Raw genomic sequence first — 15,706 nt, 5'->3', positions numbered from 1 at the left:
CGCCAACTCGCCCCTTGGTGGCGGCACTTGAGAGCGTGGCATTGGTCTGGACCAAGCCGCAAGAGGTCTACGCCAACCCGTCCGGCGCGACCTTGGGCCGAGTGTCCGCCGAGCCCGCCGTCCGGCCACCGCGCGCGGCCATCGGGCGGTCGTTGGCCGGGCGCGCCCACCAGACGCCCTCACCGTGCGTCAGGCCGGGCAGGCGCCGCTCGATCGCCGCGACGTGGCGCGTCGCGACCGTGCCGCGCAGCAGCCTGCCCCCGGCGGTGGCCGCGCTGTCCTCGATGAGCGCGCCCATCGTCGTGAGCTGTCCCGCGACCGCCGCGAGCGTGTCGGCCGGCACCTCCAACTCGAAGGCCTGGTACGGCTCATAGAGCTGAGTGCCGGCGTCGCGCAGGGCGCGGCCCAGAACGATCGTGGTCAGGGCGCGGAAGGCGCCCGCCGTACTGGAGGTGCTGGAGAAGCCCGACCGTACGAGCGTGACCGTGCAGTCCGCGACCGCCCAGCCGAGCGGGCCGGCGCGCAGTGCATCGTGCACGGTGTCCTCCACCGCCTGGTGGAACGCGCGGGGTAGGGCGCCCAGTTCGGTCTCGTAGCGGAACGTGTTGCCTTGGCCGTACGGGGCCGGCTCGGCGCGCAGGCCGACGGTCGCCCAGTGCCCGCTGGGGGACGGGCCCCGGTCCATCCCCTCGACCGACTCACCCCGGCCCGTCAGGCGTTCGACGCACACCGTGCGGCTCGGCTCGAAGACCACCTCGATGCCGTACACGGTGGCCAGGGTGGCGCCGATGACCTCCTTCTGCACCTCCCCGTACAGGAACACCGAAGTGGCGCCGCCCGGTTCGGTGCGCGCGCGGATCAGGGGGTCCTGCTCGGCGAGGTGCTGGAGGGCGGTGTGCAGCCGGGCGGCCGCCGCGCCGCCCGGCTCCCGGGGGCGTACGACGCTCTGGAGCGTGGGGGCGGCGAAGCGCGGCGCGCGCTCCGACGGGTGGGCGGGGCGGGTGGGGTGGTCCGGGTGGCTCAGGTGGTCGCCGACGCGGATGCCGGGCAGGCCTCGCACCTTGCCGATGTCTCCCGCGGTGAGGTGGGTCGTGCCCGGGCCCGCGCCCACGACGTCGAGGGAGGTGACGCGTCCGGTGTGGGTGCCGGCAGGGGAGGTGAAGGTCAGGCGCTGACGGGTCGTCACGGTGCCCTGGCGCAGGCGCAGGTACGCCGTCTTGCGGCCGTGGCTGTCGCGCTCCACGGCGAAGACCGTGCCGCTGGGCGGAGCGGCGGTGTCCTGCGCCGGTGCGGGGAGCAGCGTCACCATGGCGTCGATGAGCGGGGCGATGCCCTGGCCGCCGATCGCCGAGCCGAAGTACACGGGGTGGACGAGCGCGTCGGCGGTCTGCGCGGCGAGCGCCGCGCCGAGTTCGTCGGGGGTGGGCGGCGGGCCGTCGACGATGCGGGCGAGGACCGTGTCGTCGTGCTCCGCGAGCAACATGCCGATGTCGGCGCGGAGTTGAGGGTCGTCGTGGGTGCGGGGCACGACGGTGACGGACGGCGTCCCCAGGTCGCGTACCGCTGTCATGGGGGCGATGTGGGGGGTCAGGGTGCGCCGGATCTCGGACAGGAGGTCCGTTCCGCGGGCGCCCGCACGGTCACACTTGTTGACGAAGATCAGGGTCGGCAGCCGCGTCTCGCGCAGGGTGCGCATCAGGACGCGGGTCTGCGCCTGTACGCCTTCCACGGCGGACAGGACGAGCACCACGCCGTCCAGGACGCCGAGCGCGCGCTCCACCTCGGCGATGAAGTCGCTGTGGCCCGGGGTGTCGATCAGATTGACCTGCGTGTCACCCACGCGGAACGACGCGACGGCGGAGTGCACGGTGATGCCGCGCTGCCGCTCGATGGCGTCGGTGTCGGTCTGGGTGTCGCCGTCGTCCACGCTGCCGAGCCGGCCGATGACGCCGGTGTCGAACAGGAGGCGTTCGGTGAGGCTGGTCTTACCGGCGTCGACGTGGGCGAGGATGCCGATGTTCAGGGTGTGAAGGGGTGTGCGCATGGGTGCGGGGTTCTCCGAAAATCGCCGTGAGGTCTGGGCTCTGGGCTGTTTCGAAGAGTCGGCGCACGTATTGCTCCCGCGGTTGGGCTCGATCGGTGTGGCTCGATCGGATGGGGGTTGGTCGGGTGGGGTCGATCGGGTCGGCTTGGCGGGCCGGGTTCGATCAATGGGGTCGATCGGGTCGGCTCGGTGGGCCGGGCTCGATCGGTTGGGCTCGGTCAGGCTAGGGGAAGGGCGGCGCGGGTGCGAGAGGTTTTCCGTGGGGGCGGGGCACCCGGGACGTGGGGGCCGTCGCGCCGGACAGTAGAGTGCGGCTCCGTCCCCCCGGGCCGGATCCGACCCTCCCGCGCACACACCCGAGGTACACACGTCGTGAATTCCGCAGCCGCCGACGCCCGCCCCGACGTCACTGTCGTCGGTATCGGGGCCGACGGGTGGGACGGACTCGCCGTCGGGGCGCGGGGCGTGCTGACCGAGGCCGACGTCGTCATCGGCGGGGCGCGGCAGCTCGCGCTGCTGCCCGAGGAGTGCGGGGGTGAGCGCGTCACCTGGCCAAGCCCGCTCAGGCCCGCCGTCCCCCAGCTGCTCGCGGACCACCGCGGGCGCGGCATTGCCGTACTGGCCAGCGGCGACCCCATGTTCTACGGCATCGGGCGCACCCTCACCGAAGTCCTGGGCGCCCCGCCGCGCGTGCTGCCGCACCCCTCGTCGCTGTCCTACGCCTGCGCCCGCCTCGGCTGGCCCGTCGAGGAGACCGAGGTCGTCACGCTCGTCGGCAGGCCCACGGACCGGCTCGCCGCGGCGCTGCACGACGGGCGCCGGGTCCTCGTGCTCAGCGCCGACGCCGCCACCCCCGCCGATGTCGCGGCCCTGCTGCGCGACCGCGGGTTCGGGCCGAGCCGGATGCGGGTGCTCGAACAACTCGGCTCGCGGCACGAACACTGTGCCGAGGGCGTCGCCGACGACTGGGACATCGTGCCGGGCGACGCCCTCAACGTCGTCGCCGTCGACTGCCGCCGTGCCCCCGGCGCCCTGCGCCTGGGCGCCGTGCCGGGGCTGCCCGACGCGGCGTACGAACACGACGGCCAGCTCACCAAGCGGCACGTCCGCGCCGCCACCCTCGGTGCGCTCGCGCCCGCGCCCGGCGAACTCCTGTGGGACATCGGCGGCGGCTCCGGCTCGATCGCCGTCGAATGGATGCGTACGCATCCCTCCTGCCGGGCCCTCAGCGTCGAGCGCGACGCCGTCCGGGCCGAACGCATCGCCCGCAACGCGGACCGGCTCGGGGTGCCCGCGCTGCGGGTCGTCACCGGCGCCGCGCCCGCCGCCCTGGCCCAACTCCCGCGTCCTGACGCCGTGTTCATCGGCGGCGGGCTCACCGCGCCCGGGCTGCTCGACGCGTGCTGGGAGGCGCTGAGGCCCGGCGGGCGCCTCGTCGCCAACACCGTCACGCTCGAATCGGAGGCGCTGCTCGCCGCGTGGCACCAACGCCACGGCGGCGACCTCGTCAGGCTCGCGGTCGCGCACGCCGTGCCCGTCGGGTCCTTCACCGGCTGGCGCCAGGCCATGCCGGTCACCCAGTGGGCCGTGGTGAAGGCCGGCCCCGTACCGCACGACACCCCTTCAGGAGCAGACAGATGACCGTGTACTTCATCGGCGCGGGGCCCGGCGCCGCCGACCTGATCACGGTGCGCGGCGCCCGTACGCTCGCCGCGTGTCAGGTGTGTCTGTACGCGGGCAGTCTCGTGCCGCGCGAACTCCTCGCGGAGTGCCCCGACGGCGCCCGGCTCGTGGACACCGCGCAGCTCAATCTGGACGAAATCATCGGCGAGTTGGTGCGCGCGCACGAGGCCGGGCAGGACGTGGCGCGGCTGCACTCCGGGGACCCGTCGGTGTTCAGCGCCGTCGCCGAGCAGATGCGGCGCCTCGACGCGGCCGGGGTGCCCTACGAGGTGGTGCCGGGGGTGCCCGCGTTCGCGGCGGCCGCCGCCGCGCTCAAGCGGGAGCTCACCGTGCCCACGGTCGGGCAGACCGTCATCCTGACCCGCATCGCGCAGCGCGCCACGGCCATGCCGGAGGGCGAGGACCTTGCGACGCTCGGGCGCAGCGGGGCGCTGCTCGTCCTGCACCTGGCGGCGGGGTATGTCGACCGGGTCGTCGAGGAGCTGCTGCCGCACTACGGCGCCGAGTGCCCGGCCGCCGTCGTCGCCTTCGCCTCACGGCCCAACGAGCTCATCCTGCGCGGGACGCTGGCCGACATCGCGGGGCAGGTTGCGTCGGCGGGCGTGGTGCGTACGGCTGTGATTCTGGTCGGTCGCACGCTGGGGGCGGAGGGGTTCCGGGACAGTCACCTGTACTCGGCGGAGCGGCACCGCGGCTGAGTCCCTGCGGGGGGGGGTGCCTCTGCGGGGGTGCGCCCAGCCCGGCTTTCCGGGGTGCGCCCGGCCCAGCTTTCCGGGGTGCGCCCGGACCCGGCTTTCCCGGGGGTGCGCCCCGGTCCCGCTTCTCTGTGGGGGGTGGGTTGGTTGTGTGTGGCTGCGGGACGTGGGTGGCTGGTCGCGCAGTTCCTCGCGCCCCTTGGAACCCGCTTTCGTGTGCGGGCCGTGGGGGTTGTTCGCGCAGTTCCCCGCGCCCCTTTAGGGCGTTGTCCGGCCCCGGGGTTTTGTGGGGCTGCCCCTGGGGCCCTGCTCCTCGGCCGGTTTTCGGCTGCGGGGCGTGGGTGGCTGGTCGCGCAGTTCCTCGCGCCCCTTCAGGGCGTTGGCGGCCGAGGCCTTTGCCGCCTCCGGGCGTTGGTGGGCGAGGCCTTTGCCGCCCAGGGTGTTGGTGGGCGAGGCCTTTGCCCGTCAGGGCGTTGGCGGTCAGGGGGTTCAAAGTGTGGGGGTGGGTCAGTTGGGGGTGCTTCGGCCTACTACCGTTCCTGCGCGGTCGATGCAGATGACGTCCACCTTCACCGGCGCTCCCCGCAGCACACCCAGCGCCTCGTCCCGCGCTCTCGTCGCCACCAGGTCGCCCAGCGGGACCCCCGCCGCCGTGCACAACTGGAGTGCGGCGAGGCCCGTGTTGGCCGACTCGACCTGCTCGGCGAGGGAGTCGGGTGCGCCTCCTTCGCGGGCCAGGGCCGCCAGGAAGGCCTTGTTCACCTGGGAGCGGGCCGAGTGCAGGTCGAGGTGGCCCGCGGCCAGTTTGGACAGCTTGGCGAAGCCCCCGCAGATGGTCAGACGGTCCACGGGATGACGGCGTACGTACTTGAGGACCGCGCCCGCGAAGTCGCCCATGTCGAGCAGCGCGTCCTCGGGCAGCCCGTACTCGGCGACCACCGTCCGCTCCGAGGTCGAGCCCGTGCAGCCCGCCACATGCGTACGGCCCGCCGCGCGCGCCACGTCGACGCCGCGGCGGATGGAGTCGATCCACGCCGAGCACGAGTACGGCACCACGATGCCGGTGGTGCCCAGGATGGACAGGCCGCCCAGGATGCCAAGGCGCGGGTTCCACGTCGAGCGGGCGATCTCGGCGCCGTGGTCCACCGAGATGGTGATCTCCACGTCGGGCGAGGCGCCGTGCCGCCCCGCCACCAGGGTGACGTGCTGCGTCATCATCTGGCGCGGTACCGGATTGATCGCCGGTTCGCCCACCGGCAGGGGCAGCCCGGGCAACGTGACCGTGCCCACGCCCTCGCCCGCCCGGAACACCACGCCCGAGCCGGGCGGAAGCAGCCGTACCGTCGAGCGGATGAGCGCGCCGTGCGTCACGTCCGGGTCGTCGCCTGCGTCCTTCACCACCGCCGCCATGGCGTGCCCGTCGGCCAGTTCCTCCGCGGCCAGCGCGAACGCGGGCGTCTGGCCACGCGGCAGCGTGATCGTCACGGGGTCGGGGAAGTCGCCGGCCAGGAGCGCGGTGTACGCGGCCGTCGTGGCCGCCGTCGCGCAGGCACCGGTGGTCCAGCCGGGGCGAAGGCCGGTGTGCTTGAGTTGGGCGCCGCGGCCGCCCTCGGGCTCACTCATGGCCCGCCCCCGAGGCGCCGCCCACGCCCACGACCATGTTCACGACCACGCCCTCGCCCTCGCCCACGTTCACGACCACGCCCACGTCCACGGCCTCACTCACGGAACTCATGACCCTCGGCCTCACTCACGAACGGAACCGGATCCTGTGCACATCTTGATTCTGGGGGGTACGGGCGAGGCCCGTCGGCTGGCGGAGCTCCTGCACGGGGCGGGGGCCGCCGGGCCGCGCGTGACGAGTTCGCTCGCGGGGCGGGTCGCCGAGCCCCGGCTGCCGCCGGGCGAGGTCCGCGTCGGCGGGTTCGGCGGCGCCGACGGGCTCGCCCAGTGGCTGCGTACGCACCGGGTGGACGCGCTCATCGACGCCACCCACCCCTTCGCCCGGACGATCAGTTTCAACGCGGCGGCCGCCGCCGCCCGCGCCCATGTTCCCCTGCTCGCGCTGCGCAGGCCCGGCTGGGTCCCCGTCGAGGGCGACCGCTGGCACACGGCGGGCTCCCTCGACGAGGCCGCGGCGCTGCTTCCCGGCCTCGGTCACCGCGTCTTCCTCACCACCGGACGCATGGGGCTCGCCGCCTTCGCGGGCCTGGACGCGCTGTGGTTCCTCATGCGGTCGGTGGACGCGCCCGAGCCGCCCTTCCCCGCCCACATGGACGTGCTGCTCGACCGGGGCCCCTTCACCCTCGCAGGGGAGCGTGAGGTGCTGAGGGCCCACCGCATCGACGTTCTGGTCACCAAGGACAGTGGCGGCGCCGCCACCGCGCCCAAGCTCGCCGCGGCCCGCGAGGCGGGCATCCCCGTCGTGGTGGTGCGCCGGCCGCCCGTGCCGGACGGCGTGCGCCGGGCGGCCACCCCCGAGGAGGCGGCCGCCTGGGTGCGTCAGCTCGCCGGTTAGCGGCCGTGCGGTGCGTCAGCTCGTCGGCCGGCGGCCGGCGGCCGTGCGTTGCGTCAACGGGCCCGCCCCCCCCGCTGGTGGGGTGAGGTCACTTCTCCGGGTAGCGGCGCGGCGTCCAGACGATCTCCTCGCCGGCACCAGCACCAGCACCGGCACCATCACCCGCACCCTCGCCCCGCCGCACCGTACGGGTCTGCGAGGAGCCGACCAGCAGGATCGTGCGCATGTCGACCTCGGCCGGGTCGAGGTCGGCGAGGTGCACGACGCGGATCCGTTCGGTGGGGCCGCCCACGTCACGGGCGACCACGACCGGGGTGTTCGGCGCCCGGTGTTCCAGAAGCAGGTCGCGCGCCTTGGCGACCTGCCATGTACGGCTGGCCGAACCCGGGTTGTAGAGCGCGAGCACCAGATCGGCCGAGGCAGCCGCGTGCAGCCGCTCCGCGATGACCTCCCAGGGCTTGAGCCGGTCGGAGAGCGAGATGGTCGCGTAGTCGTGGCCGAGCGGGGCGCCCGCGCGGGCGGCGGCCGCGTTGGCGGCGGTCACCCCGGGCAGGACCCGCACGGGCACGTCCGCGTACGCGGGCTGCGAAGCGACCTCAAGGACGGCGGTGGCCATCGCGAAGATGCCCGGGTCGCCACCCGACACCACCGCCACCCGCCGTCCCCGCAGGGCGAGTTGGAGCGCGAACTCGGCGCGCTCGGACTCCACCTTGTTGTCCGAGCCGTGCCGCCGCTGCCCGGGGCGCTCGGGCACCCGGTCCACATAGGTGGTGTAGCCGACGATGTCGTCGGCGGCGGCGAGGGCGCCCCGCGACTCGGGCGTCAGCCACAGTGGCCCGGCCGGCCCGGTGCCGACCACCACGACCTCGCCGCGCTCACGCTCCGGCGGCGTCGCGTCGATACGGCTGGGCAGGACGGCGACCGAGAAGTACGGCACCGACTCCGGGTCCACGTCGGCGAGCCGACCCGTCCGCTCGCCCTCCATGGTGGCGCGCTCCACATACCGTGCGTCGTCCAGCCGGCCCGAACGTTCCAGCGCGCGGCGCACCTTGGTGAACGTACGCCCCAGCTTCATCACCACCGCCGAGTCGGTGGCGGCCAGCCGCGCGGCCAGCTCCTCCTCCGGCAGCGTGCCGGGCAGGATCGTCAGCACCTCCTCGGCCTCCACCAGGGGCTCCCCGAGCCGGGCGGCCGCCGCGCTCACCGAGGTCACGCCGGGGATCACCTCGGTCGGGTAGCGGTGCGCGAGACGCTTATGCATGTGCTGGTACGAGCCGTAGAACAGCGGGTCGCCCTCGGCGAGCACGGCGACCGTGCGGCCCGCGTCGAGGTGCGCGGCCAGCCGGGCCGACGCCTCCTCGTAGAAGTCGTTCAGCGCGCCCCGGTAGCCGCCGGGGTGGTCGGTGGTCTCCACGGTCAGCGGGTAGACCAGCTTCTCCTCGACGTGGTCGGCACGGATGTGCTTCGCCGCGATCGAGCGCGCTATCGAACGGCCGTGGCGCGCCGAGTGGTAGGCCACCACGTCCGCCTCGGCGATCGCCTCCACCGCGCGCACCGTCATCAGGGACGGGTCGCCGGGGCCGAGGCCGACACCGTAGAGCCGGCCGGTCGCGGCGCCGGGCACGTTGCTGTTCTCGTTCATTCCGCCTCGCTCGCGATCGCGTTGAGTGCGGCGGCAGCGATCGCGCTGCCCCCGCGCCGACCCCGTACCACCAGGTGTTCCAGGCCCGAAGGGTGCGCGGCCAGCGCATCCTTGGACTCGGCGGCGCCTATGAACCCGACCGGCACACCGATGACGGCGGCCGGGCGCGGCGCGCCCTCCTCGATCATTTCGAGCAGCCGGAACAGGGCGGTGGGCGCGTTGCCGACGGCCACGACCGCGCCGTCGAGCCGGTCACGCCACAGTTCGAGTGCGGCGGCGCTGCGCGTGGTGCCCAGTTTCGCGGCGAGCTCGGGCACGGACGGCTCGTTCAGGGTGCAGATCACCTCGTTGTCGGCGGGCAGCCGCTTGCGGGTCACCCCGCTGGCGACCATCCGGGCGTCGCACAGGATCGGCGCGCCCGCGCGCAGCGCCTCGCGCGCCCGGGCCACGACGCCGGGTGTGAAGCCGAGGTCGCGGGTCAGGTCCGTCATGCCACAGGCGTGGATCATGCGGACCGCGACCTGGCTCACGTCGGCCGGCAGGCCGGCGAGGTCCGCCTCGGCGCGGATCGTGGCAAAGGACTGGCGGTAGATCTCCGCGCCGTCCTTCTCGTAGTCGAACACTGTGCTCTCGCTCATCTCGTCGTTGTCCCTGTCCCGTACGCTCGCGGCCGGTCGCCGCGCGCACGGGCCACCGCCGCCGCCAACTCGCCTTCGCTCAGCGGCATTTGCTTGTGCTGTTGCTGCGCGTCGCGTGTGTCCTGTGCGGCCTGGGTGTTGCGTGTGCCCTGAGTGTTGCGCGCGGCCTGCGTGTCCTGTGTGTCCTGTGCGTTCTGCGCGTTGTGTGCGCCCCGTACCGTCACCGTGTAGGTGCCGTCGGCGGTCGCGGTCACGTCCACCCAGTCGCCGTGCGGGTGGCCGCAGCGGCGTTCGCACCCCGACCAGTGGACCGGCAGCCCGCCCGCGCCCGGCAGGGCGTCCTGGCGCACATCGGCCAGCGCCTTGGCGCAGCCGGGCCGCCCGGTGCAGGCCCCGACCCCGGACCAGGGCGCGTCGGGGCGGGTGCTGAACCCGGCGTCTTCCAGCTCCCGCAGCCGCTCGCGGGCGCCCTGCTCCGTGAACCCGGGGACGACAAGACCGCGCCACGGGGTGATCCTGACCTCGCCACCGGGGCCGGGGAGCGCCCGGAGCTGTGCGGCGGAGATCCGGCCCAGTACGGGGGCCACGACCACGGCGTACGTTCCGTGGGGGCCGGCCACGATGCCGGGGGTGGGGGCGGGGCGGGTCGTGTGCGGGGCCGGTACGGTGGCCGGCTCGGCCGGGATGCTCGCGCGGGCCAGGGCGGACGCGAGGTCCACGTCGTGGCCGGGTGGGAGTTCGCGTACCCGCCACGCTCCGTTGCCCGCGGCGGCCGCCGCGTCGAGGAAGGCGCGGGCGGCTTCCAGTGCCGCGCGCGGGGCGTCGTCCGCGGCCACCCGCAGCGCACTCGACCCGGCCCGTACGACCGCCGTGGCGCCCTCCTGTGCGAGCAAGGTCACATCGGCGCCGAGGTCCGCGACGTCGCCGCGGCCGTCGTCCAGGGCGAACAGGAACCGTCCCGAGAGGGCGGCCGTCCAGTCCTGGCCGCACAGCAGCGCGTCCAGGGTGCGCAGCCGGGGGAGCAGGGTGCCGTGGCCGAGGCCGTCGAGTCCGGCGAGCGGGGACGCCACGATGTTGCGTACGCGCTCGTGGGTCTCGGAGGGCAGGAGGCCGGTGTGGCGCAGGAGTTCGGCCAGTGCGCCCGCGTGGTCGCCGTCGATGCCGCGCAACTCGGCGTTGCCGCGGGAGGTGATGCAGAGGTGACCGTCTCCGTACCGCTCGGCCGCGGTGGCCAGGGCTTCTACCTGACGTACCGTCAAGATGCCGCCCGGCAGCCGCAGTCGGGCCAGGTCGCCGTCGTCGGCGGCGTGCAGGCGCAGGGCGCCGGGGCAGGCGTCGCCGCGGGTTCGCGTGGCGGGGGGCGGGGGGGTCTGGGCGGGCGTTTTCGGCCCGGCCGGGGTGGGGGCCTGGCGTGCGGCGGGGTCGCCCTGGTGGGCGGGGTTGGTGGCGGGGGGCGGCATGGCGGCGAGCATACCCACGGCGTGGCCGTCTCCCCGGCGGGGCATGTCCTCAATCGCCGGACGGGCTGAAGGTGTCCATGCGGGCCCGCGCCGGGCAGCCCGGCGGGCTGAGGATGTGCATGCGGGTCGGCACCAGCCCTGCCAGGGGCGGTGCTGGCCCGCACCGGACAGCCCGGCGGGCTGAAGATGCCCGTGCCGGCCCGCACCAGACAGCCCGGCGGGCTGAGGATGTGCATGCGGGTCGGCGCCAGCCCTGCCAGGGGCGCGGGGAACTGCGCGAGGAGCGACCACGGTCCGCACCTGAAAGTCGAGGGACCCTGGGGCTCCGCCCCAGACCCCGTTCGCGCCTGAACGGCGCTCGTCCTCAATCGCCGGACGGGCTGAGGATGTGCATGCGGGCCAGCACCGGGCAGCCCACCGGGCTGAAGATGCCCGTGCCGGCCCGCACCAGACAGCCCGGCGGGCTGAAGATGTCCATGCCGGCCCGCACCAGCACCGCCAGGGGCGCGGGGAACTGCGCGAGGAGCGACCACGGCCCGCACTCGAAAGTCGAGGGACCCTGGGGCTCCGCCCCAGACCCCGTTCGCGCCTGAACGGCGCTCGTCCTCAATCGCCGGACGGGCTGAAGGTGCGCGGACGGGCCAGCACCGGACAGCCCGGCGGGCTGAGGATGCGCATGCTGGCCGCACCAGCCCTGCCAGGGGCGCGGGGAACTGCGCGAGCAGCGACCACGGCCCGCACCCGAAAGCCGAGGGACCCTGGGGCTCCGCCCCAGACCCCGAACGCGCCTGAACGGCGCTCGTCCTCAAACGCCGGACAGGCTGAGGATGTGCATGCGGGCCAGCACCGGGCAGCCCACCGGCCTGAAGATGCCCGTGCCGGCCCGCACCGAACAGCCCGGCGGGCTGAGGATGCCCATGCCGGCCAGCACCGGGCAGCCCGGCGGGCTGAAGATGCCCGTGCCGGCCAGCACCGAACAGCCCGGCGGGCTGAGGATGTCCTTGCGGGCCCGCACCGGACAGCCCGGCAGGCTGAGGATGTGCATGCGGGGCCGCGCCGGGCAGCCCGGCGGGCTGGGGGCCCCGTGTCGGGCAGCCCGGAGCCCCGCTCGGCGAGGTCGCTACTATGCACGCGGCGGGCCAACCGACCCGCCACCGTCGCCGGTCACCGGCGACAGGGGAGGAAGCCCGGTGAGATTCCGGCGCGGTCCCGCCACTGTGAGCCCGGCCCGAGGTCACCTCGGAGCCCGGGTGAGTCAGGAACTCCCGCTCCCCGCAAGGGAGAACCATCCGACACCACCCGGGGCGCGGACACCCCGAGGAAGGCCTGACGCCGCATGCTGCACACGTCCGGGGAGCCCGCAGAGGACCCCCGCCCCATCCTGCTCCTGTCGACGTCCGACACCGACCTCCTCAGCGCCCGCGCCGCGGACGGCCCGGTGACGTACCGGTTCGCCAATCCGTCCCGGCTCGCCCTCGACGCCCTGCCCGCCCTGCTCGACGGCGTCGGCCTCGTCGTCGTACGGCTCCTCGGCGGCGTACGCGCCTGGCAGGAAGGGCTCGACCGGCTCACCGCGAGCGGCCTGCCCGTCGTCGTGCTCACCGGCGAACAGGCCCCGGACGCCCAGCTGATGGCCGCCTCCACCGTCCCCGTCGGCATCGCCGCCGAGGCGCACGCCTACCTCGCGCACGGCGGCCCCGCCAACCTCGACCAGCTCGCCCGGTTCCTGTCCGACACCGTGCTGCTCACCGGCCACGGCTTCGAGCCGCCCGCGCCCGCCCCGTCCTGGGGGCCCCTTGAGCGCACGGCCGCCGACACCGAAGGCCCGACCGTCGCCGTGCTCTACTACCGGGCCCACCACATGAGCGGCAACACCGCCTTCGTGGACGCCCTGTGCGGCGCGATCGAGGACGCCGGTGCCCGCCCGCTCCCGCTGTACGTGTCCTCGCTGCGCGACCCCGAGCCCGCGCTCATCGACGAACTGCGCGCCGCCGACGCCATCGTGACCACCGTCCTCGCGGCCGGCGGCACCAAGCCCGCCACCGCCTCCGCCGGCGGCGACGACGAGTCCTGGGACGCGGGCGCGCTCAGCGGCCTCGACGTGCCGATCCTCCAGGCGCTCTGCCTCACCGGCTCCCGCAGCGCCTGGGAGGACAACGACGAGGGCGTCTCCCCGCTGGACGCGGCCAGCCAGATCGCCGTCCCCGAGTTCGACGGCCGCCTCATCACCGTGCCGTTCTCCTTCAAGGAGATCGACGAGGACGGGCTGCCCGCCTATGTGGCCGACGCCGAGCGCGCCGCCCGCGTCGCCGGGATCGCCGTGCGGCACGCCCGCCTGAAGCACATCCCGGCCGCCGACAAGCGCATCGCGCTCGTCCTCTCCGCCTACCCCACCAAGCACTCCCGCATCGGCAACGCGGTGGGCCTCGACACCCCCGCAAGCGCCGTCGCGCTGCTTCGCCGGCTGCGCGCCGAGGGGTACGACTTCGGGCCCGAGGGCGACATCCCGGGCCTCGTCTCCGGTGACGGCGACGAGCTGATCCGCGCTCTCATCGACGCCGGCGGTCACGACCAGGACTGGCTCACCGAGGAACAGCTCGCCGCCAACCCGGTCCGCATCCCCGCCGCCGACTACAAGCGCTGGTACGCCACCCTGCCCGAGGAGCTGCGCGAGAACGTCGAGCAGCACTGGGGGCCGCCGCCCGGCGAGATGTTCCTCGACCGCAGCCGCGTGGGCAACGGCGGCGACCCCGAGGGCGACATCGTGCTCGCCGCGCTGCGCCGCGACAACCTGCTGATCCTCATCCAGCCGCCGCGCGGCTTCGGCGAGAACCCGATCGCGATCTACCACGATCCCGATCTGCCGCCCTCGCACCACTACTTGGCCGCCTACCGCTGGATCGCGGCGACCGCCGCCGACGGCGGATTCGGCGCCGACGCCATGATCCACCTCGGCAAGCACGGCAACCTGGAGTGGCTGCCCGGCAAGAACGCCGGCCTGTCCGCCGCCTGCGGCCCCGACGCAGCCCTCGGTGACATCCCGCTCATCTACCCGTTCCTGGTCAACGACCCCGGCGAGGGCACCCAGGCCAAGCGCCGCGTGCACGCCACCCTCGTCGACCATCTGGTGCCGCCGATGGCCCGCGCCGACTCCTACGGCGACATCGCCCGCCTGGAACAACTCCTGGACGAACACGCCCAGATCGCGGCCATGGACCCGGCCAAGCTCCCCGCGATCCGCGCCCAGATCTGGACGCTGATCCAGGCCGCGAAACTCGACCACGACCTCGGGCTCGAAGACCGCCCCGAGGACGAGGGCTTCGACGAGTTCATCATGCATCTCGACGGCTGGCTCTGCGAGATCAAGGACGTCCAGATCCGCGACGGCCTGCACGTCCTCGGCAACGCCCCGGCCGGCGCCGACCGCGTCAACCTCGTCCTCGCCATCCTGCGCGCCCGCCAGATCTGGGGCGGCACCACCGCCCTGCCCGGCCTGCGCGAAGCCCTCGGCCTCGACGAGTCCGCCGCCACCCGCACCAGCGCCGACGAGGCCGAGGAACAGGCGCGCGCGCTGGTGCAGTTGATGGACGACGCCGGCTGGGACCTCGCGGCGATTCCCGCCGAGCAGCCTCAACAGGTGCGCGCCATCCTGGAGTTCGCCGCCCGCGAGGTCGTCCCACGCCTCGCCGCCACCACCGCCGAGCTCGACCACACCGTGCACGCCCTGAACGGCGGCTTCGTCCCCGCCGGTCCCTCCGGCTCCCCGCTGCGCGGCCTCGTCAACGTCCTGCCGACCGGCCGCAACTTCTACTCCGTCGACCCCAAGGCCGTGCCTTCCAAGCTCGCCTGGGAGACCGGCCAGGCCCTCGCCGAATCCCTCGCCGAGCGCTACCGCACCGACAACGGCGACTGGCCGACCTCGGTCGGGCTCTCCCTTTGGGGTACGAGCGCGATGCGCACCGCGGGCGACGACGTCGCCGAGGCGATGGCGTTGCTCGGGGTGCGCCCCGTCTGGGACGACGCCTCGCGCCGCGTCACCGGCCTTGAGCCGATCCCGCTCGACGAGCTGGGCCGCCCGCGCATCGACGTCACCCTGCGCATCTCGGGCTTCTTCCGCGACGCCTTCCCGCACACCATCGGCCTGCTCGACGACGCGGTACGCCTCGCCGCCTCCCTGGACGAGCCCGCAGACGTCAACTACGTACGCGCCCACACCCAGGCCGACCTCGCCGAACACGGCGACGAACGCCGCGCCACCACCCGCATTTTCGGCTCACGCCCCGGCACCTACGGCGCGGGCCTGCTCCAGCTCATCGACTCCCGCGACTGGCGCACCGACGCCGACCTCGCCGAGGTCTACACGGTGTGGGGCGGCTACGCCTACGGCCGCGAACTCGACGGGCGTCCGGCGCGCGACGAGATGGAGACGGCGTACAAGCGGATCGCGGTCGCCGCGAAGAACACCGACACCCGCGAGCACGACATCGCCGACTCCGACGACTACTTCCAGTACCACGGCGGCATGGTCGCCACCGTCCGCGCCCTGCGCGGCACCGCGCCCGAGGCCTACATCGGCGACTCGACCCGGCCCGAGACGGTCAAGACGCGCACCCTGGTCGAGGAGACCTCGCGCGTCTTCCGCGCCCGCGTCGTCAATCCCAAGTGGATCGAGGCGATGCGCCGCCACGGCTACAAGGGCGCCTTCGAACTCGCCGCCACCGTGGACTACTTGTTCGGCTACGACGCCACCACCGGCGTCGTCGCCGACTGGATGTACGACAAGTTGACCGAAACGTACGTCCTGGACCCGGCCAACCGCGCATTCCTCCAGAACGCCAACCCGTGGGCCCTGCACGGCATCGCAGAACGCCTCCTGGAGGCCGAGTCGCGCGGCATGTGGGCCAAGCCCGACCCGGCGGTGCTGGAAGCGCTGCGCCAGGTGTACCTGGAGACCGAGGGCGACCTGGAGGACGAGGGCTGAGCCACGGTGACCACGGAGGCGGGGGGGGGGGGGGGGGGGGCCGCG

At 74.1% G+C, this 15,706-nt stretch carries 10 protein-coding genes and 1 riboswitch; of the genes, 4 read left to right on the top strand and 6 right to left on the bottom strand.

Annotation, left to right across the window (positions count from 1 at the left end; translation table 11 throughout):
• Positions 1 to 67 precede the first annotated feature (67 nt).
• On the bottom strand, positions 68 to 2,044 hold the full coding sequence (locus ACGFW5_RS16105) for a GTP-binding protein (protein WP_393834845.1): 1,977 nt from the start codon (positions 2,042 to 2,044) through the stop codon (positions 68 to 70).
• 372 nt (positions 2,045 to 2,416) lie between these two features.
• On the opposite strand from ACGFW5_RS16105, the gene cbiE reads away from it, so the two are divergent.
• Both cbiE and cobM read left to right on the top strand, forming a co-directional pair.
• Positions 2,417 to 3,685 (top strand): precorrin-6y C5,15-methyltransferase (decarboxylating) subunit CbiE, encoded by a 1,269-nt coding sequence (gene cbiE, locus ACGFW5_RS16100; protein WP_393834844.1) that lies wholly within the window; start codon positions 2,417 to 2,419, stop codon positions 3,683 to 3,685.
• Positions 3,682 to 4,425, top strand: a complete 744-nt coding sequence (gene cobM / locus ACGFW5_RS16095) for a precorrin-4 C(11)-methyltransferase (protein ID WP_393834843.1) — start codon at positions 3,682 to 3,684, stop codon at positions 4,423 to 4,425. Before cbiE ends, cobM begins: the two co-directional genes overlap by 4 nt.
• Positions 4,426 to 4,929: 504 nt before the next feature.
• Here the strand turns inward: cobM and ACGFW5_RS16090 are convergent.
• The gene (locus tag ACGFW5_RS16090; RefSeq protein ID WP_393834842.1) at positions 4,930 to 6,045 is read right to left on the bottom strand and encodes a cobalt-precorrin-5B (C(1))-methyltransferase; all 1,116 of its coding nucleotides are present in this window, start codon (positions 6,043 to 6,045) and stop codon (positions 4,930 to 4,932) included.
• Positions 6,046 to 6,193: 148 nt separating this feature from the next.
• Here ACGFW5_RS16090 and ACGFW5_RS16085 point away from each other — a divergent pair, with 148 nt between their 5' ends.
• Positions 6,194 to 6,940 carry a cobalt-precorrin-6A reductase gene (locus tag ACGFW5_RS16085; RefSeq protein ID WP_393834841.1) on the top strand — a complete coding sequence of 249 codons (747 nt, stop codon included), beginning with the start codon at positions 6,194 to 6,196 and terminating at the stop codon, positions 6,938 to 6,940.
• Between the two features lie 88 nt (positions 6,941 to 7,028).
• On the opposite strand, the gene ACGFW5_RS16080 is transcribed toward ACGFW5_RS16085, so the two are convergent.
• The 4 genes from ACGFW5_RS16080 to ACGFW5_RS16065 form a co-directional block, all read right to left on the bottom strand.
• Entirely contained in the window at positions 7,029 to 8,582 is a 1,554-nt protein-coding gene (locus tag ACGFW5_RS16080) for a precorrin-2 C(20)-methyltransferase (RefSeq protein WP_393834840.1), read from the bottom strand.
• Positions 8,579 to 9,220, bottom strand: coding sequence for a precorrin-8X methylmutase (locus tag ACGFW5_RS16075; protein WP_393834839.1), 642 nt, complete (start codon positions 9,218 to 9,220; stop codon positions 8,579 to 8,581). The genes ACGFW5_RS16080 and ACGFW5_RS16075 overlap by 4 nt, the downstream gene beginning before the upstream one ends.
• Positions 9,217 to 10,680, bottom strand: a complete 1,464-nt coding sequence (locus tag ACGFW5_RS16070) for a cobalamin biosynthesis protein CobG (protein ID WP_393834838.1) — start codon at positions 10,678 to 10,680, stop codon at positions 9,217 to 9,219. Before ACGFW5_RS16070 ends, ACGFW5_RS16075 begins: the two co-directional genes overlap by 4 nt.
• 805 nt (positions 10,681 to 11,485) lie before the next feature.
• On the bottom strand, positions 11,486 to 11,725 hold the full coding sequence (locus ACGFW5_RS16065; RefSeq protein WP_393834837.1) for a hypothetical protein: 240 nt from the start codon (positions 11,723 to 11,725) through the stop codon (positions 11,486 to 11,488).
• 134 nt (positions 11,726 to 11,859) lie between these two features.
• Positions 11,860 to 11,945, top strand: a riboswitch (cobalamin riboswitch).
• A gap of 71 nt (positions 11,946 to 12,016) precedes the next feature.
• Here ACGFW5_RS16065 and cobN point away from each other — a divergent pair.
• The gene (gene cobN / locus ACGFW5_RS16060) at positions 12,017 to 15,661 is read left to right on the top strand and encodes a cobaltochelatase subunit CobN (RefSeq protein WP_393834836.1); all 3,645 of its coding nucleotides are present in this window, start codon (positions 12,017 to 12,019) and stop codon (positions 15,659 to 15,661) included.
• The last annotated feature ends 45 nt before the right edge of the window (positions 15,662 to 15,706 follow it).

It is taken from the genome of Streptomyces sp. NPDC048416, assembly GCF_043200435.1.
Taxonomy (GTDB): domain Bacteria; phylum Actinomycetota; class Actinomycetes; order Streptomycetales; family Streptomycetaceae; genus Streptomyces.
Note: the sequence above shows the minus strand (reverse complement) of the source record. Positions and strands in the feature narration are given on the sequence as shown.